The 26,548-nt window shown below is 73.5% G+C and carries 20 protein-coding genes; 10 read left to right on the plus strand and 10 right to left on the minus strand.

Annotation, left to right across the window (positions count from 1 at the left end):
• Window positions 1–20: 20 nt before the first annotated feature.
• Together pulA and ACF068_RS25725 are read left to right on the plus strand one after the other, a co-directional pair.
• Window positions 21–5,369: a pullulanase-type alpha-1,6-glucosidase gene (gene pulA, locus ACF068_RS25720; protein WP_392276689.1), complete on the plus strand. Its 5,349-nt coding sequence runs from the start codon at window positions 21–23 to the stop codon at window positions 5,367–5,369.
• Window positions 5,370–5,465: 96 nt separating this feature from the next.
• Complete coding sequence (locus ACF068_RS25725) at window positions 5,466–5,816, plus strand: 5-carboxymethyl-2-hydroxymuconate Delta-isomerase (RefSeq protein WP_392276658.1); 351 nt, start codon at window positions 5,466–5,468, stop codon at window positions 5,814–5,816.
• 15 nt (window positions 5,817–5,831) lie between these two features.
• On the opposite strand, the gene ACF068_RS25730 is transcribed toward ACF068_RS25725, so the two are convergent.
• Window positions 5,832–6,557, minus strand: a complete 726-nt coding sequence (locus tag ACF068_RS25730; RefSeq protein ID WP_392276659.1) for a TetR/AcrR family transcriptional regulator — start codon at window positions 6,555–6,557, stop codon at window positions 5,832–5,834.
• A 73-nt stretch (window positions 6,558–6,630) separates the two neighbouring features.
• Here ACF068_RS25730 and ACF068_RS25735 point away from each other — a divergent pair, with 73 nt between their 5' ends.
• A complete protein-coding gene (locus tag ACF068_RS25735; RefSeq protein WP_392276660.1) occupies window positions 6,631–6,924 on the plus strand; it encodes a hypothetical protein in 294 nt (97 codons plus the stop codon).
• A 155-nt stretch (window positions 6,925–7,079) separates the two neighbouring features.
• On the opposite strand, the gene ACF068_RS25740 is transcribed toward ACF068_RS25735, so the two are convergent.
• Window positions 7,080–9,011, minus strand: a complete 1,932-nt coding sequence (locus ACF068_RS25740; protein WP_392276661.1) for a hypothetical protein — start codon at window positions 9,009–9,011, stop codon at window positions 7,080–7,082.
• Window positions 9,012–9,041: 30 nt separating this feature from the next.
• A complete protein-coding gene (locus ACF068_RS25745; RefSeq protein WP_392276662.1) occupies window positions 9,042–12,122 on the minus strand; it encodes an alpha-N-acetylglucosaminidase in 3,081 nt (1,026 codons plus the stop codon).
• Between the two features lie 101 nt (window positions 12,123–12,223).
• Between ACF068_RS25745 and ACF068_RS25750 the strand changes: the two genes are divergently transcribed.
• Window positions 12,224–12,742, plus strand: a complete 519-nt coding sequence (locus tag ACF068_RS25750; protein ID WP_392276663.1) for a hypothetical protein — start codon at window positions 12,224–12,226, stop codon at window positions 12,740–12,742.
• A gap of 115 nt (window positions 12,743–12,857) precedes the next feature.
• Here ACF068_RS25750 and ACF068_RS25755 read toward each other — a convergent pair whose 3' ends face one another.
• Complete coding sequence (locus ACF068_RS25755) at window positions 12,858–14,459, minus strand: DUF1996 domain-containing protein (RefSeq protein WP_392276664.1); 1,602 nt, start codon at window positions 14,457–14,459, stop codon at window positions 12,858–12,860.
• A gap of 150 nt (window positions 14,460–14,609) precedes the next feature.
• The gene (locus ACF068_RS25760; RefSeq protein WP_392276665.1) at window positions 14,610–15,596 is read right to left on the minus strand and encodes an NAD-dependent epimerase/dehydratase family protein; all 987 of its coding nucleotides are present in this window, start codon (window positions 15,594–15,596) and stop codon (window positions 14,610–14,612) included.
• A 194-nt stretch (window positions 15,597–15,790) separates the two neighbouring features.
• Between ACF068_RS25760 and ACF068_RS25765 the strand changes: the two genes are divergently transcribed.
• Both ACF068_RS25765 and ACF068_RS25770 read left to right on the plus strand, forming a co-directional pair.
• Window positions 15,791–16,399, plus strand: coding sequence for a hypothetical protein (locus ACF068_RS25765; RefSeq protein ID WP_392276666.1), 609 nt, complete (start codon window positions 15,791–15,793; stop codon window positions 16,397–16,399).
• 56 nt (window positions 16,400–16,455) lie between these two features.
• Window positions 16,456–17,919, plus strand: a complete 1,464-nt coding sequence (locus ACF068_RS25770) for a PepSY-associated TM helix domain-containing protein (protein ID WP_392276667.1) — start codon at window positions 16,456–16,458, stop codon at window positions 17,917–17,919.
• Between the two features lie 96 nt (window positions 17,920–18,015).
• On the opposite strand, the gene ACF068_RS25775 is transcribed toward ACF068_RS25770, so the two are convergent.
• The gene (locus tag ACF068_RS25775) at window positions 18,016–18,579 is read right to left on the minus strand and encodes a winged helix-turn-helix domain-containing protein (protein WP_392276668.1); all 564 of its coding nucleotides are present in this window, start codon (window positions 18,577–18,579) and stop codon (window positions 18,016–18,018) included.
• A 346-nt stretch (window positions 18,580–18,925) separates the two neighbouring features.
• Window positions 18,926–19,963, minus strand: a complete 1,038-nt coding sequence (gene glnII / locus ACF068_RS25780; RefSeq protein ID WP_392276669.1) for a glutamine synthetase — start codon at window positions 19,961–19,963, stop codon at window positions 18,926–18,928.
• A 230-nt stretch (window positions 19,964–20,193) separates the two neighbouring features.
• On the opposite strand from glnII, the gene ACF068_RS25785 reads away from it, so the two are divergent.
• A complete protein-coding gene (locus tag ACF068_RS25785) occupies window positions 20,194–21,105 on the plus strand; it encodes a Gfo/Idh/MocA family protein (protein ID WP_392276670.1) in 912 nt (303 codons plus the stop codon).
• Window positions 21,106–21,141: 36 nt separating this feature from the next.
• Here ACF068_RS25785 and ACF068_RS25790 read toward each other — a convergent pair whose 3' ends face one another.
• On the minus strand, window positions 21,142–21,954 hold the full coding sequence (locus ACF068_RS25790) for a hypothetical protein (RefSeq protein WP_392276671.1): 813 nt from the start codon (window positions 21,952–21,954) through the stop codon (window positions 21,142–21,144).
• 137 nt (window positions 21,955–22,091) lie between these two features.
• Window positions 22,092–22,454 (minus strand): arsenate reductase family protein, encoded by a 363-nt coding sequence (locus tag ACF068_RS25795; protein WP_392276672.1) that lies wholly within the window; start codon window positions 22,452–22,454, stop codon window positions 22,092–22,094.
• Between the two features lie 134 nt (window positions 22,455–22,588).
• Between ACF068_RS25795 and ACF068_RS25800 the strand changes: the two genes are divergently transcribed.
• Entirely contained in the window at window positions 22,589–22,864 is a 276-nt protein-coding gene (locus ACF068_RS25800; protein WP_392276673.1) for a hypothetical protein, read from the plus strand.
• Window positions 22,865–22,988: 124 nt separating this feature from the next.
• Window positions 22,989–24,170, plus strand: a complete 1,182-nt coding sequence (locus ACF068_RS25805; protein ID WP_392276674.1) for a winged helix DNA-binding domain-containing protein — start codon at window positions 22,989–22,991, stop codon at window positions 24,168–24,170.
• A 119-nt stretch (window positions 24,171–24,289) separates the two neighbouring features.
• Here the strand turns inward: ACF068_RS25805 and glnA are convergent, their stop codons facing one another.
• Window positions 24,290–25,699: a type I glutamate--ammonia ligase gene (gene glnA, locus ACF068_RS25810; protein WP_392276675.1), complete on the minus strand. Its 1,410-nt coding sequence runs from the start codon at window positions 25,697–25,699 to the stop codon at window positions 24,290–24,292.
• Between the two features lie 209 nt (window positions 25,700–25,908).
• Here glnA and ACF068_RS25815 point away from each other — a divergent pair, with 209 nt between their 5' ends.
• Window positions 25,909–26,376 (plus strand): RDD family protein, encoded by a 468-nt coding sequence (locus ACF068_RS25815; RefSeq protein WP_392276676.1) that lies wholly within the window; start codon window positions 25,909–25,911, stop codon window positions 26,374–26,376.
• Window positions 26,377–26,548 lie beyond the last annotated feature (172 nt).

Here is a 26,548-nt window from a genome sequence, read left to right on the forward strand (position 1 = left end):
CCTTGATACGCCCCCGATCCCTGCCGCGCGTCCCGCGCAGAACCGCGGCCGCCCTCGCGGCGGCTACGGTCGCGGCACTCGTCCCGGCCCTGCCGGCGACCGCCGCGCCCCAGCCCCCCGCCCCGCCGTCCGACAAGGCGCTCGCGGCCGAGCCCGCCCGCCACGACCTGACGCGCGAACAGTTCTACTTCGTCCTGCCCGACCGGTTCGCCAACGGCGACCCGGGGAACGACCGCGGCGGACTGACCGGCACCCGCCTGGACACCGGCTACGACCCCACCGACAAGGGCTTCTACCAGGGCGGGGACCTCAAGGGGCTCACCGAGCGGCTCGACTACATCAAGGGCCTGGGCACCACCGCCATCTGGATGGCGCCCCTCTTCAAGAACCAGCCCGTCCAGGGCCAGGGCAAGGACGCCTCGGCCGGCTACCACGGCTACTGGATCACCGACTTCACCCAGGTCGATCCCCACTTCGGCACCAACGCCGACCTGGAGAGGCTCATCGACAAGGCCCACGCCAAGGGCATGAAGGTCTTCTTCGACGTCATCACCAACCACACCGCCGACGTCGTCGACTACCAGGAGAAGTCCTACGGCTACCTCTCCAAGGGCGCCTTCCCCTACCTCACCAAGGACGGCGTCCCCTTCGACGACGCCGACCACGCCGACGGCACCAAGCCGTTCCCGAAGACCGACCGCGACTCCTTCCCGCGTACGCCGGTCGTCCCCGACGCCAAGAAGAACCTCAAGGTCCCCTCCTGGCTCAACGACCCCACGATGTACCACAACCGGGGCGACTCGACCTTCGCCGGCGAATCCTCCACCCAGGGTGACTTCGCGGGCCTGGACGACCTGTGGACCGAGCGCCCCGAGGTCGTCGAGGGCATGGAGAAGATCTACCAGCGCTGGGTGCGCGACTTCGACATCGACGGCTTCCGCATCGACACCGTCAAGCACGTCAACACCGAGTTCTGGACCCAGTGGGCCACCGCGCTCGACGCCTACGCCGCCAAGCGCGGCCGGGACGACTTCTTCATGTTCGGCGAGGTCTACTCCGCCGACCCGGCCGTCACCGCCCCCTACGTCACCCGGGGCCGGCTCGACGCCACCCTCGACTTCCCCTTCCAGGACGCCGCCCGCCGGTACGCCTCGCAGGGCGGCCCCGCGACCAAGCTGTCCGAGCTGTTCGCCCAGGACCACCGCTACACCACCGACAAGGCCAACGCCTACGAGTCGGTGTCCTTCCTCGGCAACCACGACATGGGCCGCTTCGGCACCTTCCTGAAGCAGGACAACGCCGGGGCGGACGACGGGGAACTCCTCAAGCGCTACCGGCTCGCCAACGAGCTGATGTTCCTCAGCCGCGGCAACCCCGTCGTCTACTACGGCGACGAACAGGGCTTCACCGGCGCCGGCGGCGACAAGGACGCCCGCCAGACCCTGTTCGCGTCGAAGACCGCCGACTACCTCGACGACGACCAGCTCGGCACCGACCGCACGCACGCCGCCGCCGCGTACGACACCCGCCACCCGCTCTACCGCTCCATCGCCGCCCTCTCCCGGCTCACCAAGGCCCACCCGGCCCTCCGCGACGGCGTCCAGACCGAGCGGCACGCCGACACCGGCCAGGGCGTGTACGCCTTCTCCCGCTTCTCCGGTACGGGCACGAAGACGCGCACCGAGTACGTCGTCGCCGTCAACAACGCCCCCGCCCCCAAGACCGTGGAGCTCACCACCGACTCCCCGGACACGGCCTTCCGCCACCTGTACGGCGGCACGGGCGCCGTCACCAGCAGCGGCGGCGGCAAGCTGAAGGTGACCGTCCCCGCCCTCTCCTCCGTCGTCCTCCGGGCCGGCAAGCCCGTGCCGGCCCCGGCCACCGCGCCCACCATCGGCCTCAAGGCCCCGGCCGCCGGCGCCACCGGCACCGTCGAGATCACCGCGGACGTCGACGGCGGCGGGCTGAACCGGGTCGTCTTCGCCGCCCAGACCGGCAACGGCAGGTGGCGGACGCTCGGTTCCGCCGACCACGCCCCCTACAAGGTCACCCACACCGTCACCGCCCCCGAGGGAACGGCCCTGCGCTACAAGGCCGTCGTCGTCGACAGCACCGGCCGCACCGCGAGCGCCCTCGCCTCCACCACCGCCGGGCAGACGCCCGAGCCCGGCAAGCCCAGCGCCGTCGACCGCGACCACGCCGTCGTCCACTACCGGCGCACCGACGGCGACTACGACGGCTGGCAGCTCAGGACGGGTGCCACCACCGCCGCCTTCACCGGCCGTGACGCGTACGGCGCCTTCGCCTGGGTCAAGGTCGAGGACGGCGCCACGTCCGTCCCGTACACCGTCGAGAAGAACGGCACCGCCGACGGCCCGCAGCGCACCCTGGACCTCGCCGCCACCGGCGAGGTGTGGATCGCGCAGGGCGCGGACGGTCAGCAGAACAAGGCGCCCGACGGCGCCTACCCGCCGCAGGACCCGGGCAAGGCCGTCATCCACTACCACCGCCCCGACGGGAACTACGACGGCTGGGGCCTGCACACCTGGACCGGCGCCGCCACCCCCACCGACTGGTCCACGCCGCTCCAGCCGGTGCGGAAGGACGCCTTCGGCCTCACCTTCGAGGTCCCGCTCGCCGCCGGCGCCACCTCGCTGTCCTACATCGTCCACAAGGGCGACGAGAAGGACATCCCCGCCGACCGGTCCCTCGACTTCGGCACCCACGGCAAGGAGGTCTTCCTCCTCACCGGCGACACCGGCTACCTGCTGCCCACCACGGGCGCCGCGCCCGTGCTCGACCTCACCCGGGCCGAGGCCCAGTGGATCGACGCCGACACCGTCGTCTGGAAGGTCAAGGCCGCGCCCGGCACCAGCCGGCAGTTGGTGTACGACCGGGACGGCGGCATCACCGCACCCGACGGCGCCCTGTCCGACGAGGGCCGCTGGCTGCGCCTGAACGCCTCCTCGCTCACCGACGCCCAGAAGGCGGCCCACCCGCACCTCAAGGACTACCCCGCCTTCCGCATCGACCCGCGCGACCGCGACCGCGTGCGGGACGCCCTGCGCGGGCAGCTCATCGCCACCCACCGCGCCCCCAACGGCGCCCTGCTCGCCGCCACCGGCGTCCAGATCCCGGGCGTGCTCGACGACCTGTACGGCACGAAGGCACGGGCCACGGCGCTCGGCCCGGTCTTCCGCAAGGGCACGCCCACGCTCTCCGTCTGGGCGCCCACCGCCCAGCACGTCGCCCTCGAACTCGACGGCAGGCGCGTGGCGATGAAGCGCCACGCGGCCACCGGCGTCTGGTCCGTCACGGGCTCCAAGAGCTGGCGGAACAAGCCGTACCGCTACGAGGTGAAGGTCTGGGCGCCCAGCGTCGGCAAGGTCGTCACCAACAAGGTCACCGACCCCTACTCCACCGCCCTGACCGCCGACTCGGCCCGCAGCCTGGTCACCGACCTCACCGACCCGAAGCTCGCCCCGGCCGGCTGGACGACGCTGAGGAAGCCCGCGGCCACCCCGCTGCGCGACGCGCGGATCCAGGAGCTGCACGTCCGTGACTTCTCGATCGCGGACCGCACGTCGAAGCACCCCGGCGGCTACCTCGCCTTCACCGACACCACGTCGGACGGCATGAAGCACCTGAAGGAGCTGGCCGGCAGCGGCACCTCCTACGTCCACCTGCTGCCCGTCTTCGACATCGGCACCATCCCCGAGAAGACGTCCGACCAGGCCGTCCCCGCCTGCGACCCGGCGGCGTACGCCCCCGACTCCGACGAACAGCAGGCGTGCGTGTCCAGGGCCGCCGCCAAGGACGCCTTCAACTGGGGCTACGACCCGCTGCACTACACCGTTCCCGAGGGCTCCTACGCCTCCGACCCGGACGGCACCCGCCGCACGGTCGAGTTCCGGCAGATGGTGCAGGGCCTGAACAAGGCCGGACTGCGTACGGTCATGGACGTGGTCTACAACCACACCGTGGCGAGCGGCCAGGCCGACAAGTCCGTCCTCGACAAGATCGTGCCCGGCTACTACCAGCGGCTCCTCGCCGACGGCACCGTCGCCACCTCCACCTGCTGCGCCAACACCGCGCCCGAGAACACGATGATGGGCAAGCTCGTCGTCGACTCGGTCGTCACCTGGGCCAAGGAGTACAAGGTCGACGGCTTCCGCTTCGACCTCATGGGGCACCACCCGAAGGCCAACATCCTGGCCGTCCGCGAGGCCCTCGACGCGCTCACGCCCGCGAAGGACGGCGTCGACGGCAAGAAGATCATCCTGTACGGGGAGGGCTGGAACTTCGGCGAGATCGCCGACGACGCCCGCTTCGTCCAGGCCACCCAGAAGAACATGGCCGGCACGGGCATCGCGACCTTCTCCGACCGGGCCCGCGACGCCGTCCGCGGCGGCGGTCCCTTCGACGCCGACCCCGGCGTCCAGGGCTTCGCCTCCGGCCTGTTCACCGACCCCAACACCTCCAAGGCGAACGGCACCCCCGCCGAGCAGAAGGCCCGCCTGCTGCACTACCAGGACCTGATCAAGGTCGGCCTGTCCGGCAACCTCGCCTCCTACACCTTCACGGACACCTCGGGGAAGGAGGTCAAGGGCTCCGAGGTCGACTACAACGGCGCCCCCGCCGGCTACGCCGCCGCCCCCGGCGACGCCCTCGCCTACGCGGACGCCCACGACAACGAGACCCTCTACGACGCGCTCGCCTTCAAGCTCCCGGCGGCGACGTCCCCCGACGACCGCGCCAGGATGCAGGTGCTCGCCATGGCGACCGCCGCGCTCTCCCAGGGCCCGGCGCTCTCCCAGGCCGGCAGCGACCTGCTCCGCTCCAAGTCGCTGGACCGCAACTCCTACGACAGCGGCGACTGGTTCAACGTCCTCCACTGGGACTGCCGGGCCGGCAACGGCTTCGGCCGCGGCCTGCCCCCGGCGGCCGACAACAAGGACAAGTGGGCCTTCGGGAAACCGCTGCTGACCTCCCCGTCCCTGACGGTCGGCTGCCCGCAGATCACCGGCGCCTCCGCCGCCTACCGGGACCTGCTGAAGATCCGTACCACGGAGAAGGCCTTCAGCCTCTCCACCGCCGGCCAGGTCCAGGAGGCGCTGTCCTTCCCGCTCTCCGGCGCGCAGGAGACCCCCGGCGTGATCACCATGCGCCTGGGCGACCTGGTGGTGGTCTTCAACGCCACGCCCGGGAAGCAGGCGCAGTCCGTCCCCGCCCTGACCGGCAAGGGCTACGCCCTGCACCCGGTCCAGGCCGCCGGCTCCGACGCCACCGCCAGGACGTCCTCGTACGACCCGGCCACCGGCACCTTCACGGTTCCGGCCCGCACGGTGGCGGTGTTCACCCAGCGGTAGCGCGAGCCCGGGGCGCCACGGTCCGGACGGTTGTCCCGGACCGTGGCGCCCCGGCCTATCGTGACCCGGACGCCACCACGACCGGGAGCCACACCCATGCCGCAGATCACCGTCGACTACTCCGCCTCCCTCGAGGAGGACTTCGACCGCCGGGGCCTCGCGCTCGCCCTGCACCCCCTCGTCGTCGAGACGGTCGACGCCCGGCTCGCCGCGTGCAAGACCCGCACGCGCCGGGTCGAGGACACCGTGACCGGCGACGGCACGGCCGACGACGCCCTCGTCCACATCGCCGTCGACCTGCTGGCCGGGCGCGCCGAGGAGTCCAAGGCGCGCCTGACGGAGGCCGCCGTCGCGCTCGTACCGCAGTTCGTCCGGCCGGCCGAGGGCCGGGTGCTGCACGTCTCCGCCGAGGTCCGCGACCTCGACCCCTCGTACCGCGCGCTCTGACGGCCGCGTACGCCGCTACGGAACCGGCTGGCCGGCCGCCGCCGCGGGCACCGGGGGCAGCAGCGCCGCCAGCCGGTCGACCAGGCCACCGAACGGCCCGTCCACCGGCTCGTCGGCCAGCGTGCGCGCGAGCAGCGAGGCCATCGCGCCGTCGTACGCCGCGCTGACCGCGGCCAGCGCCACGAAGTCGTGCACGAGCTGCAACTCCAGCTCCCCGCGCGGTATCCGGCGGCCGTCCAGCCACAGCAGCGCCGTCGACTCGGCGAGCGACACCCACGAGCGCACGACCAGCTCCAGCCGGGCCGGCGGGTCCACCACCCCGAGGTGGGCCATGATCTGCTCGTACGCGGCCTGCCGCACCTCGTCGATCATCGCGTTCGTCGTCGTCGAGCCGACCGCCGGGCCGCCGCGCATCAGCGCCGAGAACCCCGGCCCGTGCTCCTCCACGAAGTCGAAGAACCGCCCCATGACCCGCAGCAGCCGGGCGCCCAACGGCCCCTGGCGCGGCTCCACGAACCGGCGGGCCAGCTCGTCCGCGGCCCGCCGCAGCGCCGCCTCGTACAGGCTCTGCTTGCCCGGGAAGTAGTGGTAGACCAGCGGCCGGGAGATGCCCGCGGCGGCGGCGATCTCGTCGATCGACACCTCGTCGGGGGACCGGCGGCTGAACAGCTCCAGCGCCACCCCGATCAACTGCTGCCTGCGCTCCTCGACGCCCATCCTGCGCCGCGCCCCGGTCGTCATACGATCAGCCTAGCGTTCACCGCCCGGCGGCCTTCGAACAGTGGCCCCTACACAGTTCGCTACGCTGCCGGTCATGAGCAGCCCCGACCACGAGACCCCGGCCCCCCGCGCCGGCCTCACACCCCGCCAGGCCCGCCGCTTACGCATCGCCGCCGCCTCCGTCCTGCTGGCGGCGACCGCCGTCGTCCTGGTCCTCCGCCTGGCCAGTCGCACCTCCGTGCTCGTGGTCGGCGTCTACGGACTCGCCATGATCCTCTGCGGAGTCGCCATCGAACTCAGCCGCAACGGCCGCACCCGCCTGGCCACCTGGCTCCTCGCCACCGGCCTCCTCGCCGCCCTCGCCGCCGACTGGCTGCTGCTGCCCTGAGGCGTGTCGCGGAAGGCCGCGAGGAGGGGGCGTCAGTGCCCATCGCGGCCGGCCCGTGCCCCGTCGCCTCGATCCCGCTCCGGTCCGACCCTCGATGACCGTGCGGCCGGAGCGGCGCGGTTCCCCCTCGAAGACGCCGCCGGGGCAGGGGCCGGTCAGCGCAGCGAGGTGATCCTGCCGCCGTCCTCCAGCCGGCCCGTCAGCTCCACCTGCCGGGACGGCTTGGCCGGGAGCTCCACCGCGAGCAGCCGGTCCTCGTCCGCGCCGCCCGACGCCCCGCCCGACACCGCGACCGAGGCCACTCCCGGGCTGCCGGCCGCCAGCATGTACCACCGCCCGCCCGGGGACTGCCACAGCGCACCGGCCAGCACGTCCGGCTCACGCGTCCCGCACGCCGGCGACTCCTCGGCCTTCGCGACGACCGCGCCCGCCTTCGTGGACGGCGCCTGGAACTGGGCCAGCACCGTGCCCCCCGTCCCCCGCCAGGTCTCCGCACGCGTGCACAGCCAGGCGGCGGTCCCCGCCGTGCCGGCCGAGCCGGGCAGTTCCTGTTCCGCGAACCGCCAGGAGTTCACCGCCCGCACGCCCTTGGCGCGCAGCAGGGGCAGCAGACAGGCCGTCCGCGCCCACTCCGCCCGCGCCTGTGCGTCCCCCGCCACCAGATCGGCCCGCTCCGACGGCGACCCCGACGTCAGCCGCGCCGGGGCCAGCTCCCCGAGGTCGGTCAGCGTCCGGGTCCCCGTGCCGTCCCGCACCTCCAGCACGTCCCACGCCCGGCACCGGCTCGGCGCCACGGGGCTGAGCTGCGCATTCGTGACCCCGTACGCGTCCCGTCGCACCGGGCGCGCCGCCGCCGACGGGTCCAGCAGGTCGCGCGCCGACACCTCCCGTACCCATGGAGCCGTCAGGTACCGCACATTGGCGTGCGTCCGCCCCACCACCAGGGCGGCGGCCGACGCCGCGTCGGCACCGTCCGTGCGCGCGAAGTCCAGCGCCGCACCGGCCGTACCGTCCTTCGGCTCCGCGTACCGCACCACCCGCAGACCGTCGTGGAACAGCACCACCCGCGCCTCGTCCACCTCCCCGGCGAACAGGAGCTGCGGCGGCCCCATCGGCGGCCCCGGCGGGGTGCCCGGCGTAGCCGACGCCCGCACCGTGGCGCCCGGCCGCGCCCACACCGCCAGCGCCCGCCGCAGCAGCGCCTCGTCACCGACCAGGCCGCCCCGCGCGGGCCACACCGAGAAGTCCGTTCGCTCCGAGTCCTGCCACGCGGCCGGGGCGACCCGCCGCAGGTTGACCGGGTCCAGCGCCGCCTCCGACACCGGATTGCGCGCGTACGGCGGGGCGGCCGCCCCGTCCGGGGCCCAGCCCTCGCCCGGCAGCCCGAGCAGCGCCCCGCACACCACGGCGGCCGCGAGCGCCGCGAGCGCCGCCTTGCCGTGCTGGCGCCGGCGCATCAGGTCCGTGGGGCGGGCCTGCAACGAGCACGGGTCGAACTCGGGCGACTCCAGCAGCGTGTGCGCCGCCTTCACGGAGTCCGCCTCGGCCAGCGCCGCCCCCGGGTCGGCCACCCCGGCCGCCGCCAGCACCCGGCGCACCTCGGCATCGCCCTGCCGCTCCAGCCCGCGCAGCACCCAGGCCGCCCGGCCCGGCCCGGACAGTGCCGAGAGCCGCTGGTCCAGCGCCAGCTCGTCGGCGCCCCCGGCGCGCGGGAACAGCCTCAGGCCCCATACCTGGGGCAGCAGCGGCGGCAACTGCGCCCGCTTGGGCCACGCCTTGCGCCGCAGCGGGAGCCCCGCCTCCAGGGCCTGGCGCAGCACCCGGGCGCGCACGTACGCGTACCCGGGGTCGACGGCGTCGTCGGGCTGCCGCTGCGCGGGCATCCCGCCGTCGTCACCGGCACCGCGCCGGCGCGGCAGCGCCCGCTGCACCACGGAGTGCGCGGTCAGCACGCGCCGGTTGCGCCCGAGGCCGGACGGCAGCACGAGATAGGCGATCCGGACGAGCCTCGGGTAGTGCTCGACGAGGGCCGCCTCGGCCTGGTCGACGCCGACGGGGGAGGAGGTGGCCAGTTCCTTGGTGCTCACCTTCAGCAGAACGAGCGAATCGGGGGATGGTCACCTCCCGGGCGTGTCCCCCCAGCCGCTCACCGAGCCGAACACGGCCGTACCGCGCGTCCCGCCGCCCCCGTGCATGGCCGTCATGAACAGTCCCGCGTCCTGCGCCTCGGCCGCGCCCGGCACCCGGACCGTGGCGACCGTACGCCAGGTGGCCCCGTCGTCCGTCGAGCAGGACCCGGTGACCGCGCCCCCCGCGCGGGACAGGCGCAGCAGCACGGGCGCCGCGAAGGGCGTGCCGGTGAGCCGCCGGTAGGTGTCCAGGGTGCCGTCACCGGTCGTGCCGTACGACAGCACCACGCCGTTGAGCGGGGTCACCGCCAGGTTGAGGAACCCCGCCGAGCCGGGCGTGGCCAGGGAGTTCCGTACGGCGATCCCGGCCCGCGCCCAGGGGCCGGTCGCGTCCTGGGACTCCACCCGGACGGTGAGGACCCGGCCGTCCGCGAAGACACCCTCCCGGTAGAGGGCGCCGAACTCGGCGGTGCCCTTCCACAGGTCCTGGCCGCCACCGTTGATGGCGAACCGGTCCCCGGCCCGGCCGAAGACCGCCCCGCTGTTGGTGTACGTCCGCCACGTCCGGTCCAGGGGCCCGGCCCGGTACAGGTCGCCCTGGTGGACGGTGGTGACCGGCTCCTCGCCCTCGGGGCCGTAGGTGACGCGCAGCTCGTACGGGAGGGGCTCGACGGGGACGGTCAGGGGCCCGGCCGGCGCCACGACGCCCCACGACACGGTGCCGGAGCCGGCCGCCGGGACGGGCGGAAGCCGCAGCGGCGGCTGGTCGCCGAAGCCGGTGAGCGTGACGGTGACCGGGCCGGTGGCGCGGAGGCCGTTGACGTTCCGGAAGGTGGCCGAGACCTCGGCCTCCGCGCCCGGGGAGAACGCCCTGGGGGAGCCGGTGACGGTGACCGCGCCCTGGAACGGCGCCCGGGCGAGGGCCTCGTGCACGCGCGTGGCGGTCCGGTACGGGTCGTGCGGCGGGCGGAGGGGGTAGATGTCCTTCCCGTACGTCCACGCCTCCTCCCTCGCGTACCAGTCGAACGCCTTCGGCGCGCGCCCGTGCGCCAGGGCGTCCTCCAGCTCCTCCAGGTAGGCCCGCCACTGGGGGAGGTGGACGTCGGCGATCAGGCCCGACCAGTCGCGGTTGGCGTAGTTGGCGAGGTGCCCCGCGTCGGCGGCGGGGCGGTCGGCCCAGGTGGTGACCAGCACGCGGGCGGTGCGCTCCATGCCCTCGCGGCGGGCGTCCGCCAGCCAGGGACCGAGGAGGAAGGAGCGGTGCGAGCCCGCCATGTCGTCGCTCAGCCGCATCAGCCGCAGCCACAGCCGGGACAGCGCCCGGAAGGTGTCCCGGTCCCCCTGCGCGTACGCGTCCCGCAGCCGGCCGATGAGCTGCCAGGAGCGGTTGGCCAGCACCTGGCGGCCCAGGTCGGTGAGGTCGTGCCGGTACGCGTCCGAGCGGCGCAGCGGCTCCCGCACGCGCAGCAGCGCCGCGAACGCCCGGTCGAAGGCGGCGGGGTCGAAGGCGGGGGAGCGGGTCGCGTAGTAGGCGCCGGAGCTCGCGGTGAGGGCCGGGCGGGCGGCGAAGAGCGAGTCGTGGGGACGCCCGTCCCGGCTGGTGATCCGGTACGCGGTGTCCCGCAGCACCGACAAGGCCTCCCGCGCGGCGGCGTCCCGGCCGCCGTACCGGAGGTCCGCGTACCGTTCGAACCAGCGTGTCCGGTCGACGGGCTCGCGGCGCCAGGCCAGCTCCGTGAACAACTCCAGGGCGGCCGGGTCCCGTTCGGCCGCCTCCGGCATGTAGGCCGTCCCGGCGAGCGCGGAGCCGGGCTTGTCGCGCCAGGCGGTGAAGCGTTCGGTCCACAGGTGGGTCTCGGCGCCGATGGTGGTGCGGCCGCCGAAGTTGGGGATGGTGCCGAAGGCGTAGGGGACGCCGCCCCAGTCCTTCTCGCGGTCGGTGACACCCTCCAGGTCGGACCGCCCGTCGACGACGAGGAGGCGGGAGGGGTCCAGGGCGTCCAGCAGCTCGCGGCGCGGGTTCGCCTGCCAGCCGAGGAGCACCCAGGTGGCGCCGGGGCGGGCCTTCTGGAGGGCGGCCTCGACGGCCCGGGCGGCCTCGGGGACGGGCACGTCCCCGGGCGAGCCGCCCTCGTGCAGCAGGTCCATCTTGAAGTGGTCGGCCTCGCCGAACAGGTCCGTCTGGTGCCGGTGGAACGCGGCGGCGACGGCCCGGAACACCTCCGTGCGCGGGTCGAGCCAGTCGGGGCGCCGCAGGCCCGACCAGACGCCCTGCGGGATGGTGCGCCCGCCCGGGTTCCGCGCGGCGAACCCGTCGGGCACGGTGCCGAAGTACCCGGGCAGGACCGGGTGCATGCCCAGCTCGCGGAGCCGGTCGGCGACGCGCCGGCCGAGGGCGGCGCGGCGGGCGATCAGGCCGGGGTCGAGGGGGCCGCCGTACCCGCTCATGTTCTGGAGCAGCCACCAGGGCTGGTGGGAGGGCGCCGGCAGCCAGGCGCGGGCCTCGGCGTCGGTGTACCCGAAGTCCTGGAGCAGCCGGTGGTACACGGCCTCCTGGCCGGTGGTGACGAGGACCTCGTTGCAGCCGTGCAGGGCCAGCACGTCGATCAGCCGCTCCCAGCGCGCCCAGTCGGCGTACGGGGCGGTGTAGCCGTCGTGCGTGTCGTTGAACACGAACCGGTGCGGGACGGTGGCCTCCCGCTCCAGCGGCTCGCCGGGCGCGGGGAGGCGGGTGGGCAGGCCGAGCTGGCTGCCGGCCCAGGAGACATGGGCCCCGCACCGGTACTTCAGGTACCAGTGGACGCCCGTGAGGGCCGTGGCGGGGTCGGTGGCGGCGACCTCGACGCGGCCGGTGGAGCCCGTGACGCGGAAGCGGTCGGGCCCGCCCCGGAGGCGGGCCAGCCGGAACTGGTCGGCGTGCCGGGGCAGGAGCCTTTCGAGGGCGGCGCGGGCCGGGCCCATGGGGTTCTCCTCCGCCGCGGCGGGCGGCCGGGCCGCCCCCACGAGGCCGGCGCCCACGCCGATCGCTCCGGCGGTTCCCAGGAGCCTTCGTCTCGACAGGTCGGCCACGGCGCTCCTCCACGATGCTGACACAACATCAGATACGGACGTGTCGCACGTTACTCGGGGTTCGTCCCCGGAACAGGGGTGCGAACCGGCACGATGGCCAGATGCGTACGGAACGAACTCGTGTGGCGTCGGTGGCGGCGGCCGCCTTGGTGGTCCTGGCCCTGCCCGCCGTGACGGCCTGCGGCGGGGGCGGGGACGAGCCCGACGCCACGCCGAAGACGGCGACGGGCACCCTGGAGGAGCTCGCGGCGAAGGTCGCGTGCGAGCCGAACATACAGACGGACGCGGAGGAGATCCGCCAGGCCAACTGTGAGACGAAGGACGGCAAGTACGTCCTGGCCACCTTCGCCACCGATCGCGGCCAGCGCGAGTGGATCAACGAGGCGAACGATTACGGCGGCGCCTACCTGGTCGGCCGCAAGTGGGTGGCCGTCGGCGAGGAGAAGGTCGTCGGCGCGCTGCGCGACCGGCTCGGCGGCGATGTGGAGACCGGCGCGTCGCACCACTCGGGGAGCGGCGGGAGCGGCGGTCAGGGTGAGCACGGCGGTCAGGGCGGGCACGGCGCGAAGGGCGCGGGCGGCGCGGCCGGCGCGGGCCACGCGGGGCACGACGGCGGCTGACCGCACGCGGTGAGGGGCCGGACCACCAGGGAGGTGGTCCGGCCCCTCGTCTCTCGCCGATCGCCGGTCGCCGGGCGGTCAGGTCCCTGTCAGGCCCTGAACGGCCGTTCGCCGGTCAGGCGCACCGCCGCCCGCCGTTGATGCAGCTCACCATCTGCTGCATCAGCCGGTTGTTGAAGACGTTGATGAAGTCTCCGTGGTCGGTGATCGGCTTGTGGAGCTGCTCGGGGAACGAGTCCACGGCGAACACCGTCCCCTGCGGAACGTCGTACACGATCCGCTGGACGAGCTGGGGAATGGCCCGGAACCCGTTGGGGCACTGGCCGTTGCCGTCGGCGAAGGCCACGTGTGTCCGGTGGTTGGCGCTGTCGGTGTTCTGGCCGTCCCAGCAGCTCTGGAACTTGAACGACCGTACGACCTGGCTGCCCTGCGGGCAGATCGGGTACTTGTCCTTGAGCTGCCGGTCCTCGAAGCCGGTGCAGCTCCAGGAGGCGTTGGCGTTCTTGTCGCCGTTGGTGAACGCCTTGGCGTCACCGGTGATGATGCGCAGGAACTTCGGCATGGCCGACACCTTGGACACCGGGCTGCCGACGAAGTTCATCGTGACCTGGCTGGGGGTGAGGATCTCACCGACGTTCTTGTCGTTCCCGCCGCCGTCCGCCTGGGCGTCGTTCTCGTTCTGGCCGTTCTGGAGACGCAGGACCGGCCAGAAGTAGGTGGACTTGTCCCCCTGGTTCCGGCAGGTCGTCTGTCCCCTGGCGAGGTCGTCGTCACTGGCGAAGGCGTCATTGGCCTGGTTGCCCACGTAGTCGTGCATGTGGTGGGCGCCATTGCTCACGCCGGGCGCGACGATCACGTTGTCCGGGTTGAACTTGCCGTTCTCGTTCCGCCCGCAGTTCGTGGTGAAGGTGCCCCGCGAGGCGCCGTTCAGCTTGCGGGGGTTGCGGACGTTGGGCTGGACGTTCTGGATGTCGACGAAGTCACCCGCGACGGGCCCGTTGCCCGCCTGCCCCTGCCCCTGGCCCTGACCTTGGCCCTGGTCCTGTCCCTGGCCCTGTCCCTGGTCCTGTCCCTGGTCCTGTCCCTGGTCCTGACCGTCCCCGTTCTGACCGTCTCCGTTCTGGCCGTCTCCGTTCTGGTCACCGCCGTTCTGGCCGTCTCCGTTCTGGTCACCGCCGTTCTGGTTGTCGCCGTTCTGGCCGACGTCGCCGTTCTGGTCCTTCACCTGGTTGGTGTCGTCCGCGCGCAGGGTGCACGGCGCCAGGCCGCTCAGGCCGCCGGGGCGCTGGGCGATCCGGTCGATGGCGATGACGATCCGCTCGATCGCGGCCGTCCGCTTGTCCTTCAAAGGATTCAGAATGGCATTCTGAGCAAAAGCCGGATCCTGCTGGATCTGTTGCTTCTGATCCGCGAAGCGTTGGTACGCCTCGGTGATCTGGGTATCCATGTTCGCCAGTTCCCGGTCCACTTCCGCCCGCACCTGGTAGGGCACGTCGGGAAGACCGTTGGCGACCTCCGGACAGTCGATGGTCGACATCTGCTGGCCGGCGTTCAAAGGCTTCTGCTGCTGCGGGCGGGAGCTGGACCATCCGGACCAGCCCTCACCGGCGGACGCGTAGACATTGGCCGCGACCAACCCGCCGCCGCCCAGTATCAGGGCAGCCGAGGCGGCGATCGCCCGGTTGGCCAGTGTCGAGCGTTTTCGTGTGCGTCGCATGGAACTCCAATCCTGGGCGGGGTGAACCGCTCCGTTCCATACGGCCGCTCCTCGGGGCTCGTTCAGCGCGCCGGGAGATTCGTAGAAACCTACGTCCCCAAAGCGGGCGAACCGCTATTCCTTGCCCCGCCGTTGCCTCCTGTTCCGGCGTCAGCCGCCCAGCGCCTTCGCCTCCTGTTCCGGCGTCACCCCCACCGCCGGCCGGTCCGGCCGGCGCGGTGCCGTCCCGCCCAGCCCGCGCAGCCACGCCCAGGTGTCCTCGACCGTCGCGGCCGCCGGCCGGCACCGCAGGCCCGCCGCCAGGGCCTTGGACACGTCGGCGGCGTGCATCGCGGCGTGCAGTTCGCCGGGCGGGGTCCAGACCGGCAGCCCCGACCAGGGCTCGATGCCCGCGCCGAGGACCACCTCCGGCTCGGTCCACCGCAGTTCGGCGTCCGCACCGGTGGCACGCACACAGGCGTCGAGCAGCCCGCCCATGGTCGTGTGCCCGGGCGGGGACACCAGGTTGTACGGACCCGACAGCCCGGCCTCCGCCGCGTCCAGCAGCCACCCGGCCATGTCCCGGACGTCGATGAACTGGAGGGGCAGGTCGCGCGGGCCCGGGGCGAGCACCGGTCCGCCGCGGGCGATCCGGTCCAGCCACCACGGCAGCCGCCCGATGTTCTCCCACGGGCCGAGGATCAGGCCCGCCCGCCCCATCAGCACCCGCTCCTCGCCGAACGCGGCGACCGCCGCCAGCTCCCCGCCCCGCTTGGCCTCCGCGTACGGCACGCCGGTGGCGTCCGGCGAGCCCGCCACCAGCGGACCGTCCTCGGTCAGCCCCGCCGCCGGCGGCCACGTGTGCACGCTGCGGCTGGAGACGTACACGTAACGCCCCACCCGGCCGGCGAGCAGCCGTGCCGCGTCCCGCACCGCCACCGGGTCCGACGACCACGTGTCGACGACCACGTCCCACCGCCCCTCGGCGAGCGCCGCGAGCCCGCCCGGAACGGTGCGGTCGCCCCGCAGCGACACCACACCGGCCGGCGGCTCGTGGCGCCCCCGGTGAAAGACCGTCACGTCCCAGCCGCGGGCCGACGCCGCCTCGACGACGGCCCTGCCCGCGAACTCCGTACCACCCAGCACCAATAGCCTCATGATCCGACCCTGCCGCGTTCACCACGGCTCCGACCAGCGGTTCTGCTGCCAGAAGAACGGCCGGTCTCCCGCCGCCGCCGACGGGATGGCAGCATGTGGCGACGATGACGAATGCCCGGTCGCCCCTGCGCGCCCTGCGTGCCGCACTTTTCGCGGCGGTGTGCGTGACCTTGGCCGCCATGGGGCATTCGTCCATGTCTGCGCACAGTCTTCCGCCCGGGTCGCTGCTCGGCGCCCTCTGCGTCACCGGCGGCCTCGCCTGGCTCGCGGCGGGCCGCCGCCGGGGCGCCGCCACCATCGGTACGGGCCTCCTCGCGGTCCAGGGCGTGCTCCACCTGACGTTCACCGGCGACGGCGGGCACCACGCCCATGGCCCCGCCCCCGGCCCGGCCGGGCACCTGGTGCCCGGCATGTCCCACGCCGCCGCCCCGGCCCCACCCGCCGGGCACGCCACCGCCACCACGACCGGCGGCACCGCCGACCTCCTCACCACGATCACCGGCGGCGCCTCCGCCGGCATGATCGCCGTCCACCTGCTGGCCGCGGCCGTCTGCGCCCTGTGGCTGGCCCGCGGCGAGGCCGCCTTCTTCCGGCTCGCCCGGGCCGTCGCGGCCCTCGCCTTCACCCCGCTGCGGCTGTTGCTCGCCGTCGTCCGCCCGCCCGCCGCCCCGCGCGCGCCGCGTCCCCGGACCCGGCACCTCCGCCGCCACCACGGCGTCGTCCTCGCCCACACCCTGTCCCGGCGCGGCCCGCCCACGTCCCTCCCACCCCGCGCCACGGTCCCCGGAGCGACACACGTCTGACCAGGGGCCGCTTCCCCCTTTCCAGACACGCCATCGCGCCGACTCCTAGGACAGTCATGGCCATTGACGACCGTACGACGGCCGTACCGGCGGAATCCGCCGCCGAAACCGCCTCCGTCCCCACCCCGAACACGACCGGATCGACGTGGAGCGCGCTCCGCCCGCTCCTCCTCCGCATCCACTTCTACGCGGGCCTCCTGATAGCCCCGCTCCTCCTCGTCGCCGCGGTCAGCGGCCTGCTGTACGCCTTGTCCTTCCAGGCGGAGAAGGTCCTCTACCGGCACGAGCTCCAGGTCCCGGTGGGCGACCGGGTCCTCCCGCTGTCCGCACAGGTCGAGGCGGCCCGCCGGGCCCACCCGGACGGCACCGTCACCGCCGTCTGGCCCTCCCCGGAGGACGGCGCCACCACCCGCGTCCTGATGACCGGACCCGACGTCGAGGAGGGCAGGTCGCTCGCCGTCTTCGTCGACCCGTACACCGCCGAGGTACGCGGTGACCTGCCCAGTTACGGCAGTTCCGGGGCGCTCCCGCTGCGGGCCTGGCTCTCCGAGTTCCACGCGAACCTCCGGCTCGGCGAGACGGGCCGCCACTACAGCGAGATGGCCGCGAGCTGGATGTGGGTCGTCGCCCTCGGCGGCCTGGCCCTGTGGGCCGGCCGCCGACGTACCGCCAAGCGGGCCCTGTTCCTCCCCGAACGCGGCCCCAAGTCCCGCCGCCGCACCCTGTCCTGGCACGGGTCGGTGGGCCTGTGGGCGGTGACCGGCCTGGTCCTGCTCTCCGCCACCGGCCTGACCTGGTCCCGGTTCGCGGGCGAGCACATCGACGCCGTCCAGTCGCAGCTCGGCGGCGCCACCCCCACCGTCTCCGCCACCCTCGACGGCGCCGCCGCCCCGGGCGGCACCGGCCATGAGGGCCACGGCGCCGGCCACCACCCCGCCCCCGCCCCCGCCGGCGCGGACATCGGCGTCGACCGGGCGGTCGAGGCCGCCCGCGGCGCCGGCGTCGACGGACGGATCGCCGTGACCCTCCCGGCCGAGGGCCAGGGGTACGTCGTCAAGGAGACGGACACGCGGTTCCCCGTCCACCTGGACTCGGTGGCCGTCGACCCGGCCGACGGCACGGTCATCGACGAACTGCGCTTCGCCGACTACCCCGTGCTCGCCAAGCTGACCCGCTTCGGCATCGACGCCCACATGGGCGTCCTCTTCGGGCTCCCCAACCAGCTCGCGCTCGCCGCCCTGATGGTGGCGCTCGTCCTCCTCGTCCTCTGGGGCTACCGCATGTGGTGGCTGCGCCGACCGACCAAGGACCGCAAACTGGGCGCCGGCCGGCCCGTACCGCGTGGCGCCTGGCGCAAGGTGCCCGTCACCCTGCTCCTCCCGCTGGCCGCCACGACGGCCCTGGTGGGCTGGTTCGTGCCCATGCTCGGCATCAGCCTGCTGGCGTTCCTCGCCGTGGACGCGGTCCTGGGCCTGACGGCCCGCGCCCGCGCCCGCCGCGCCGCCCGGACCGCGCCCTAGCGGCCACCCCCCGGGGAACCGGAACGGCCCGCCGGAGGGACCGGCGGGCCGTTGCGCCGCGTCAGCCGGCGACGGCCGGGTGGTGGGCCGGGCGGCTCAGGGGGCGTACTTGTAGCCGACCCGCCGCACGGTCTGGATCGCATGGCGGTGGTCGGCGCCCAGCTTGCGCCGCAGCCGGGCCACATGGACGTCGACGGTCCGCCCGTCGCCCACGTGCCCGTACCCCCACACCGTCGTCACCAACTGGTCGCGCGTGTGCACCCGGTGGGGATGGGCGACCAGGTGCGCCAGCAGCTCGAACTCCAGGTACGTCAGATCCAGCGGCTGCCCGTCCACCTGGGCGGTGCGCCGGGTGGTGTCGATGGTGACCGGCCCCTCGCCCGGGTCGGCCGCGGTCCCCGCCGGAGGCTGCTCGGCCGGGACCAGGACCAGGTAGCCGACCATCGGCGGCTGCCCCGGCAGCACGGGGATGGTGTGCGGGGGCGCGGGCACCCACGTGGCGCCCGGCGGAAGGAAGTCGGCGACGTCGACACCGCCGGGGAGGCGTACGAGGGCCTCGTCGCGCTCGTCGACGGCACGGAGGTGGTGCCGGCCGGGCGCGGGGGGCGGAGTGGCGGTCGCGGCGGAGGGAAGGGCGGTGAGGGCACGGGTGTTGGCCATGAGAGGTCAGCTCTTTCGCGCGAAGGGACGAGGAGTACGTCGTGCGCGGCGGCCGAAGGCCTGCATCGGGGTCCGACGGGATCGGAGCGGAGCAGCCGAAGGGCTTTAGAGGGCCGGCGCGTTCGTCGCGCGGCAACACACCCGGTCGAAGTCGTGGTGCTGACGGGTCGGCCAGAACGGCTGGAGGTCGCTGCGACCCGTCGCGGTGTCCTGAAGGCTGGCCATGCCCCCATTCAACCAGATGCCGGCGCGCGGCACCCCCCCTTCTCACCACCCGGAACGCCACGGGGCGCCCACCGTGAACGATGGGCGCCCCGAGGCGTGCGTACGTGCGGTCGCGCGGGGATCAGACCTGGCCGGCCTTCTCCAGCGCGGAGCAGCAGGTGTCCACCAGCAGACGGGTCACCGTGTACGGGTCGACGTTCGCGTTGGGGCGGCGGTCCTCGATGTAGCCCTTGCCGTCCTTCTCCACCTGCCACGGGATGCGGACCGAGGCACCGCGGTCCGAGACGCCGTAGCTGTACTCGTTCCACGGGGCGGTCTCGTGCAGACCGGTCAGGCGGTCGTCGATGCCGGCGCCGTAGTTCTTGACGTGGTCCATCGGCTTGGAGCCCTCGCCCAGCGACTCGCACGCGGTGATGATCGCGTCGTAGCCCTCGCGCATCGCCCTGGTGGAGAAGTTGGTGTGCGCGCCGGCGCCGTTCCAGTCGCCCTTGACCGGCTTGGGGTCGAGGGTGGCGGAGATGTCGAAGTCCTCGGCCGTGCGGTACAGCAGCCAGCGGGCGACCCAGAGCTGGTCGGAGACCTCCAGCGGCGCCAGCGGGCCGACCTGGAACTCCCACTGGCCCGGCATGACCTCGGCGTTGATGCCGGAGATGCCAAGGCCCGCCTTCAGGCAGTTCTCCAGGTGCGCCTCGACGACGTCACGGCCGAAGATCTCGTCCGAGCCGACACCGCAGTAGTAGCCGCCCTGCGCCGCCGGGAAGCCGCCCTCGGGGAAGCCCAGCGGGCGGGCGCCCTTGAAGAAGGTGTACTCCTGCTCGATGCCGAAGATCGGCTCCTGCGACGCGAACCGCTCCGCCACCTCGGCCAGCGCGGCACGCGTGTTGGACGCGTGCGGCGTCATGTCCGTGTTGAGCACCTCGCAGAGCACCAGGATGTCGTCGCCGCCGCGGATCGGGTCGGGGCAGGAGAACACCGGCTTCAGCACGCGGTCGGACGCGTGGCCCTCGGCCTGGTTGGTGCTGGACCCGTCGAAGCCCCAGATGGGCAGATCGGCGACGCCGGTGGCGGCGGAGCCGGCCAGTATCTTCGTCTTCGAGCGAAGCTTGGCGGTCGGCTCGGTGCCGTCGATCCAGATGTACTCAGCCTTGATGGTGGTCACGGGGGCCTCATCCTTTGCGGGTGCAGCGGTATGTCGCGCAGCTTCGCAATACGGGATTTCCCGACCGTTGCCCGTTTGTGAACCCCGTGTTACTCAGGTTCCCTGTGTTTCGCGCCTCCCGGGCCGTCGCCGGGCCGTCGCCGGGCCGTCGCGGCCGGCCGCCCGCCCCGCCGCTCCGCCGCGGGAGGCCCGTCCGGTGCCCCGTCCGCGTACGGGGCAGACTGGCGGGCATGGACAGCAAGCCGCGCATCGGACTCCTCGGCACCGGCCCCTGGGCCGGCCGTACCCACGCCCCCGCGCTCGCCGCGCACCCCGGCATCACCTTCAGCGGGGTGTGGGGCAGGCGCCCGGAGGCGGCGGCCGCGCTCGCCGCCGCCCACGGCACACGGGCCTACGAGGACGTGGACGCGCTGCTGGCGGCGAGCGACGCGGTGGCGTTCGCCCTGCCGCCGGACGTGCAGGCCCCGCTCGCCGTGCGCGCCGCGAAGGCCGGGTGCCACCTGCTCCTGGACAAACCCGTCGCCACCGGCGTGGCGGCCGCCCGGGAGATCGCCGAGGCCGCCGACGGGGCGGGGGTCGCGTCCGTCGTCTTCTGCACGCTCCGTTTCGCCGCCGGCACGGCCCCCTGGATCGAGGAGCAGGCGGCGCTGGGCGGCTGGTACCTGGCGCGGGCGCACTGGCTGGGCGCGCTGTTCTCGCCCGGGTCGACCAGTGCCTACGCCGCGTCGCCCTGGCGCCGCGAGAAGGGCGGGCTGTGGGACGTGGGCCCGCACGTGCTGTCGGTGCTCCTGCCGGTCCTGGGGGACGTCACGGAGATCACGTCGGCCGTCGCGGGGCCGGGGGACGCCCGGCACCTGGTGCTGCGGCACGCCTCGGGCGCGGGCAGCACGACGACGGTGAGCCTGAGCGCCCCGGTACGGGCCTCGGACGCGGGCGTCACCCTGTACGGCGACCACGGGCGGGCGGAGATGCCCTCCTGGGCGGACGCGGTCGGGGCGTTCGGGACGGCGGTGGACGCGCTGCTGGCAGCGGTACGGAGCGGCAGGGCGCACGCCTGTGACGCCCGTTTCGGGCTGCGCGTGACGGAGATCCTGGCGGCGGCGGAGCGGTTCGCCGGGGCGGAGGCGCGGCCCGCCGACTGAGCCGCGCCTCCTGTCCGGGGTCCGGCCCGCGGGGCGTCAGCCGACGCGCTCGATGCGGGCCTTGCGGATGAGGAACTTGCCGGGCTCGCGGACCTGCTCGAACGCCGCGTTGTTGAGCAGGGCGCAGCTACCGGAGACCGAGGTGACGTTCACGGTGGTCGACTTGTTGTTGTCGAGGTTGGTCACCTTGAGCTTGGTGCCGATCGGGAACTGGTTGCTGGACGCGGCCGGGGCGCCGCCCTCGCCGGACAGGGTGACGGTCGACCCCGCGCAGACCACCTCGCCGGCGTTGCCGCCGTCCTGCTGTCCCGCGCCCTGACCGGCGCCCTGGTCCTGCCCGTTGCCCTGGCCGGCACCTTGCCCGTTGCCCTGCCCGTTGCCCTGGCCGGCGCCCTGGCCCTGCCCATTGCCCTGGTTCTGGCCGTTACCCTTCCCGGCGCCCTGGCCATTGCCCTGGCCCTGCCCATTGCCCTGCCCATTCCCCTGGCCCTTGCCGGCGCCCTGGTCCGCGCCCGCGCCCGGGGCCTGCCCGCCCGCCTGGGCGCCGCCTTCCGCACCGCCCTGGGCGCTGCCCTGGCCGACTTCGCACCCGGCGGCCTGCTGCTGGCGCTTGATCTGCTCGATGACCGCCTGGCGGTTGGCGATCCGCGCCTCCGACTGGGCGTCCGGGTTGGCCCGCTGGCCGGCGATGAACTGCTCGTTGTTGCCCAGCGCCGTCGCCAGACCGTCGCAGGCCACCGACGCCTGGCTGGTCCCGGTCATGACGACCGCCGTGCCGCCGGCCATCGCGGCCGCGCCGACGAGCAGGGCGAGCTTCTTCTTTCCGCTGAGCGTCCTCTTGCGTGACACGTGGGGGCTCCTGTCCCCGGCCGTTCGGGGGAGTGACGGCCGGATGGCTTCCGTGTGTGCCCCTACGTACGAGTAGCACCGAGGTTCCGCTCAACTGCCGCTCGGGAAAAGTGAATTACCCCCTCCGGTGCGGCCCGTCAGGAGCGGCCGAGCGCGTCCCGTACCGCCTCGTCCGTCCTGGCCACCACCGCCGAGCCGTCGTCCGCCGTGATGATCGGGCGCTGGATGAGCTTCGGGTGCTCCGCCAGCGCCGTGATCCAGCGCTCGCGCGAACCGGCCTCGCGCGGCCAGTCCTTCAGCCCCAGTTCCTTGGCGGCCGGCTCCTGGGTACGGGTGATGTCCCAGGGTTCGAGGCCGAGCCGGGTCAGCACGTCCCGGATCTCGGCCGGGGACGGCACGTCCTCCAGGTAACGGCGGACGGTGTAGTCCGCCCCCTCCTCGTCGAGCAGCGTCAGTGCGCCACGGCACTTGGAACACGCGGGATTGATCCAGATCTCCATGCCCGCCACCGTACCGCCGGTGACCGCGCAAAGCCGTGCTGGCCAGGGCCGATTGTCAGTGGGCGGCAGTAAAATCGGAGGAGTTCGTGAGGGCCCGGGGGAGGGTCCACACACCGCGTACCAGGAGGTCGCCGATGGCCGTAGCCGCACTCACGACACTACCCCTCGAACCCTTCAAGCCCCTCCGGAAGAAGCCGCTCCCGGCGGGCCGGCCCCGCGAGTGGTACGTGTCCCACAACCGCCGCCTGAAGGCCATGCGACTGGCGATCGCCCTGCTCGACTCGGGCGTCTACCAGCCGTCCCAGGCCGACGACGAGACGATACGGAGCACGGCGGAGCGCATCGGCATCCACCCGCCGTCCGACACCACGTGCCGGATGGTCCGGGCGCTGATCCACACCAGCCGCTGAGCACCACCCCGTGCCCGCCGCGCCGTGACGGGGCCGGCGGGCACGGGGCCCACCGCACGCGGTTCCTCCGGCGGCGTGTCCGGAAGCGCCGCACGACACCGTTTCCCTGGATACGTTCTGCACCATGCCGAGCCACCGTCCCCGCATCACCGACGAAGAGCGCCGCGACCGCCTCGCCGTGCGCCACCACCTCACCCCGGCGGCCCGCGCGGCGACCGTCGAGCGGATCGCGCAGTCCCTCACCGCCCTGCACGGCACCGACCCCGCCACCGTCCACCTCGCCGCCGGAGCCCGGCTGGCCGACCCGGCGGGACCGGTCGCCGCCATGGAACGCGCCCTGTACGAGGACCGCACCCTCGTCCGCATGCACGGCATGCGCCACACGGTCTTCGTCGTCCCCACCTCCCTCGCGCCCGTCGTCCAGTCCTCCACCACCCACGCGGTAGCCGCCCGCGAGCGCGCCACGCTGCTCAAGCACCTGGCGGCGGGCAGTTCCCTCGACGCGGAGTGGCTCGCCGACGTCGAGCGGTCGGTGCTCGACGCCCTGACCAGGCGCGGCGAGGCCACCGCCGCCGAACTCGCCCAGCACGAGCCGCGGCTGCGCGAGCAGTTCGTGTACGCCCCCGGCACCACCTACGAGCAGCGCCAGACCGTCTCCTCCCGCCTGCTGCGCCTGCTGGGCACCGAGGCCCGCGTCGTGCGCGGCCGCCCGCTCGGCTCCTGGACGTCCAGCCAGTTCCGCTGGGCCATCGCCCCGGCGCTCCCCGACGTCCCGCCCGACGAGGCCCGGGCCACGCTCACCCGCGCGTGGCTCGCCTCCCACGGCCCGGCGACCGAGGAGGACCTGAAGTGGTGGACCGGCTGGAAGGTCACCGACGTACGCCGGGCCCTGGCGGCCGTCGGGGCCGTCCCGGTCGACCTCGACCACGGCGCCACCGGCCACGTCCTCCCCGACGACACCGCCCCGACCGCACCCCCGGCCCCCTGGGCGGCCTTCCTCCCGGCCCTCGACCCCACCCCCATGGGCTGGCAGCACCGCGACTGGTACCTCCCGCCCGCCCACCGCGCCGCCCTCTTCGACCGCAGCGGCAACATCGGCCCCACCGTCTGGTGGAACGGCCGCGTCGTCGGCGGCTGGTCCCAGCGCCCCGACGGCGAACCGGTCTGGCGCCTCCTGGACCCGGACCCGGGCCGTGACGCCCTCACCGCCATCGCCGCGGAAGCCGCCCGCCTCCACGCCTGGCTGGGCACCACCCGCGTCACCCCCCGCTTCCGCACCCCGCTGGAACGGGAACTCTCCGCCTGACCCCCCGCGCCCCGGCTCCGTGACCGAACGGCGAAGGCCGCCACCCGGGTGTCGGATGGCGGCCTTCGGTGCTCGGTGCTCGGTGCTCGGTGCGAGGCGCCGGGAGGCGGCGCTGCTCCTTAGATGTCGAAGTAGAGCTCGAACTCGTGGGGGTGCGGGCGGAGCTGGATCGGGGCGATCTCGTTGGTGCGCTTGTAGTCGATCCACGTCTCGATGAGGTCGGACGTGAAGACGCCACCCGCCTGGAGGTACTCGTTGTCCTCCTCCAGGGCCTCCAGGACGGCCGGGAGCGAGGTCGGGACCTGCGGGACGCCCGCGTGCTCCTCGGGGGCCAGCTCGTAGAGGTCCTTGTCGATCGGCTCGGCCGGCTCGATCTTGTTCTTGACGCCGTCGAGGCCGGCCAGCAGCAAGGCCGAGAAGGCGAGGTACGGGTTCGAGGACGGGTCCGGGGCGCGGAACTCGACGCGCTTGGCCTTCGGGTTCGAGCCCGTGATCGGGATGCGCATCGCGGCGGACCGGTTGCGCTGCGAGTAGACCAGGTTGACCGGGGCCTCGAAGCCGGGCACCAGGCGGTGGTAGGAGTTCACCGTCGGGTTGGTGAACGCCAGCAGCGACGGGGCGTGCTTGAGGATGCCGCCGATGTAGTAGCGGGCGGTGTCCGACAGGCCGGCGTAGCCCTGCTCGTCGTAGAAGAGCGGGGAGCCGCCCTGCCACAGCGACTGGTGGACGTGCATGCCGGAGCCGTTGTCGCCGAAGATCGGCTTGGGCATGAAGGTCGCGGTCTTGCCGTTGCGCCAGGCGACGTTCTTCACGATGTACTTGAAGAGCATCAGGTCGTCGGCGGCGGCGAGCAGGGTGTTGAACTTGTAGTTGATTTCCGCCTGGCCGGCGGTGCCGACCTCGTGGTGCTGGCGCTCGACCTGGAGGCCGGCGGCCTCCAGCTCCAGGGAGATCTCGGCGCGCAGGTCGGCGAAGTGGTCGACCGGCGGGGCCGGGAAGTAACCGCCCTTGTAGCGGACCTTGTAGCCGCGGTTGTCCTCGACCGCACCGGTGTTCCAGGCGCCGGCCTCGGAGTCGATGTGGTAGAAGCCCTCGTTCGCCGAGGTGGCGAAACGGACGCTGTCGAAGACGTAGAACTCGGCCTCGGGGCCGAAGTAGGCGGTGTCCGCGATGCCGGTGGAGGCGAGGTAGGCCTCGGCCTTCTTGGCGATGTTGCGCGGGTCGCGGCTGTACTGCTCGCCCGTGATCGGGTCGTGGATGAAGAAGTTGATGTTCAGCGTCTTGTCACGGCGGAACGGGTCCAGGCGCGCCGTCGACAGGTCGGCGCGCAGCGCCATGTCGGACTCGTGGATGGCCTGGAAGCCGCGGATCGACGAGCCGTCGAAGGCGAGCTCCTCGGACGGGTCGAACGCCGTGGCCGGAATCGTGAAGTGCTGCATCACGCCGGGAAGGTCGCAGAAGCGGACGTCGATCATCTTGACGTCGTTGTCCGCGATGTACTTCTTGACGTCGTCGGCGTTCTGGAACATCCAACTCCTCCTACTCCCACCCGGGGGAGGGCGGGGTTGTAGCTCGGTCGTGCGGCCAGTGCGGTGGCACACGCTGTTCCCGACCATAGGGAGGCGGGATTTCTCAAGCGTGACCCATTTGTTTCGACCAAGTTAACCGGAGCGCGCCCCTCTGTGTCCCGACGGACCCGGGTCGAAGTGATCGAAAGCGGGCACAGTACGGTGGTCGGGTGGACAACAGGCAAGCAATCGGATCGTGGCTGTCCGGGCCCCGCGCGGCGGCCGAGGACATGGGCGCCGACTTCGGCTACCGGGGTGAGCGGCTCGGCCTGCCGCAGGAGGGGCCGGGTTCCATGGCCCCCCTGGGACGCCGGTTCGGCGCCCTGTTCCTGGACTGGACGCTGTGCATGGTGATCGCATACGGCCTGATCGCGCCGGGTGACCAGGCGGCGGCGGGCAACTGGGCCGTGGTCGTCCTCTTCGTGCTCGGAGTGCTCACGGTGGGCACCGTCGGCAGCACGCCCGGCAAGCGGCTGCTCGGGCTGCGCGTCATCTCGGTCGACGGCGAGCGGCTCGGCCCGGTCCGGGTCGTCGTCCGCAGCGCCCTGCTGTGCCTCGCCGTCCCGGCGCTCATCTGGGACCGCGACGGCCGCGGGCTGCACGACCGGCTCTCCCGCGCGGTGCAGGTCAGGATCTGAGCCCGTCGTACGACACCGGCCCCGCACGACCGCGGACGTAACGGAGAAGGGGGGGCCCCCCCCCCCCGGGGGGGGGCCCCCCCCCCGTATTAGGGGGGCGGGGGGAGGGCCACATTGGGCCGCCCGGCCTACCCCCGCACGTGGGGAGAGGGCCCATAGGCCGCGGGCTGTT

It is taken from the genome of Streptomyces sp. NPDC016309 (assembly GCF_043077235.1).
Lineage (GTDB): Bacteria > Actinomycetota > Actinomycetes > Streptomycetales > Streptomycetaceae > Streptomyces.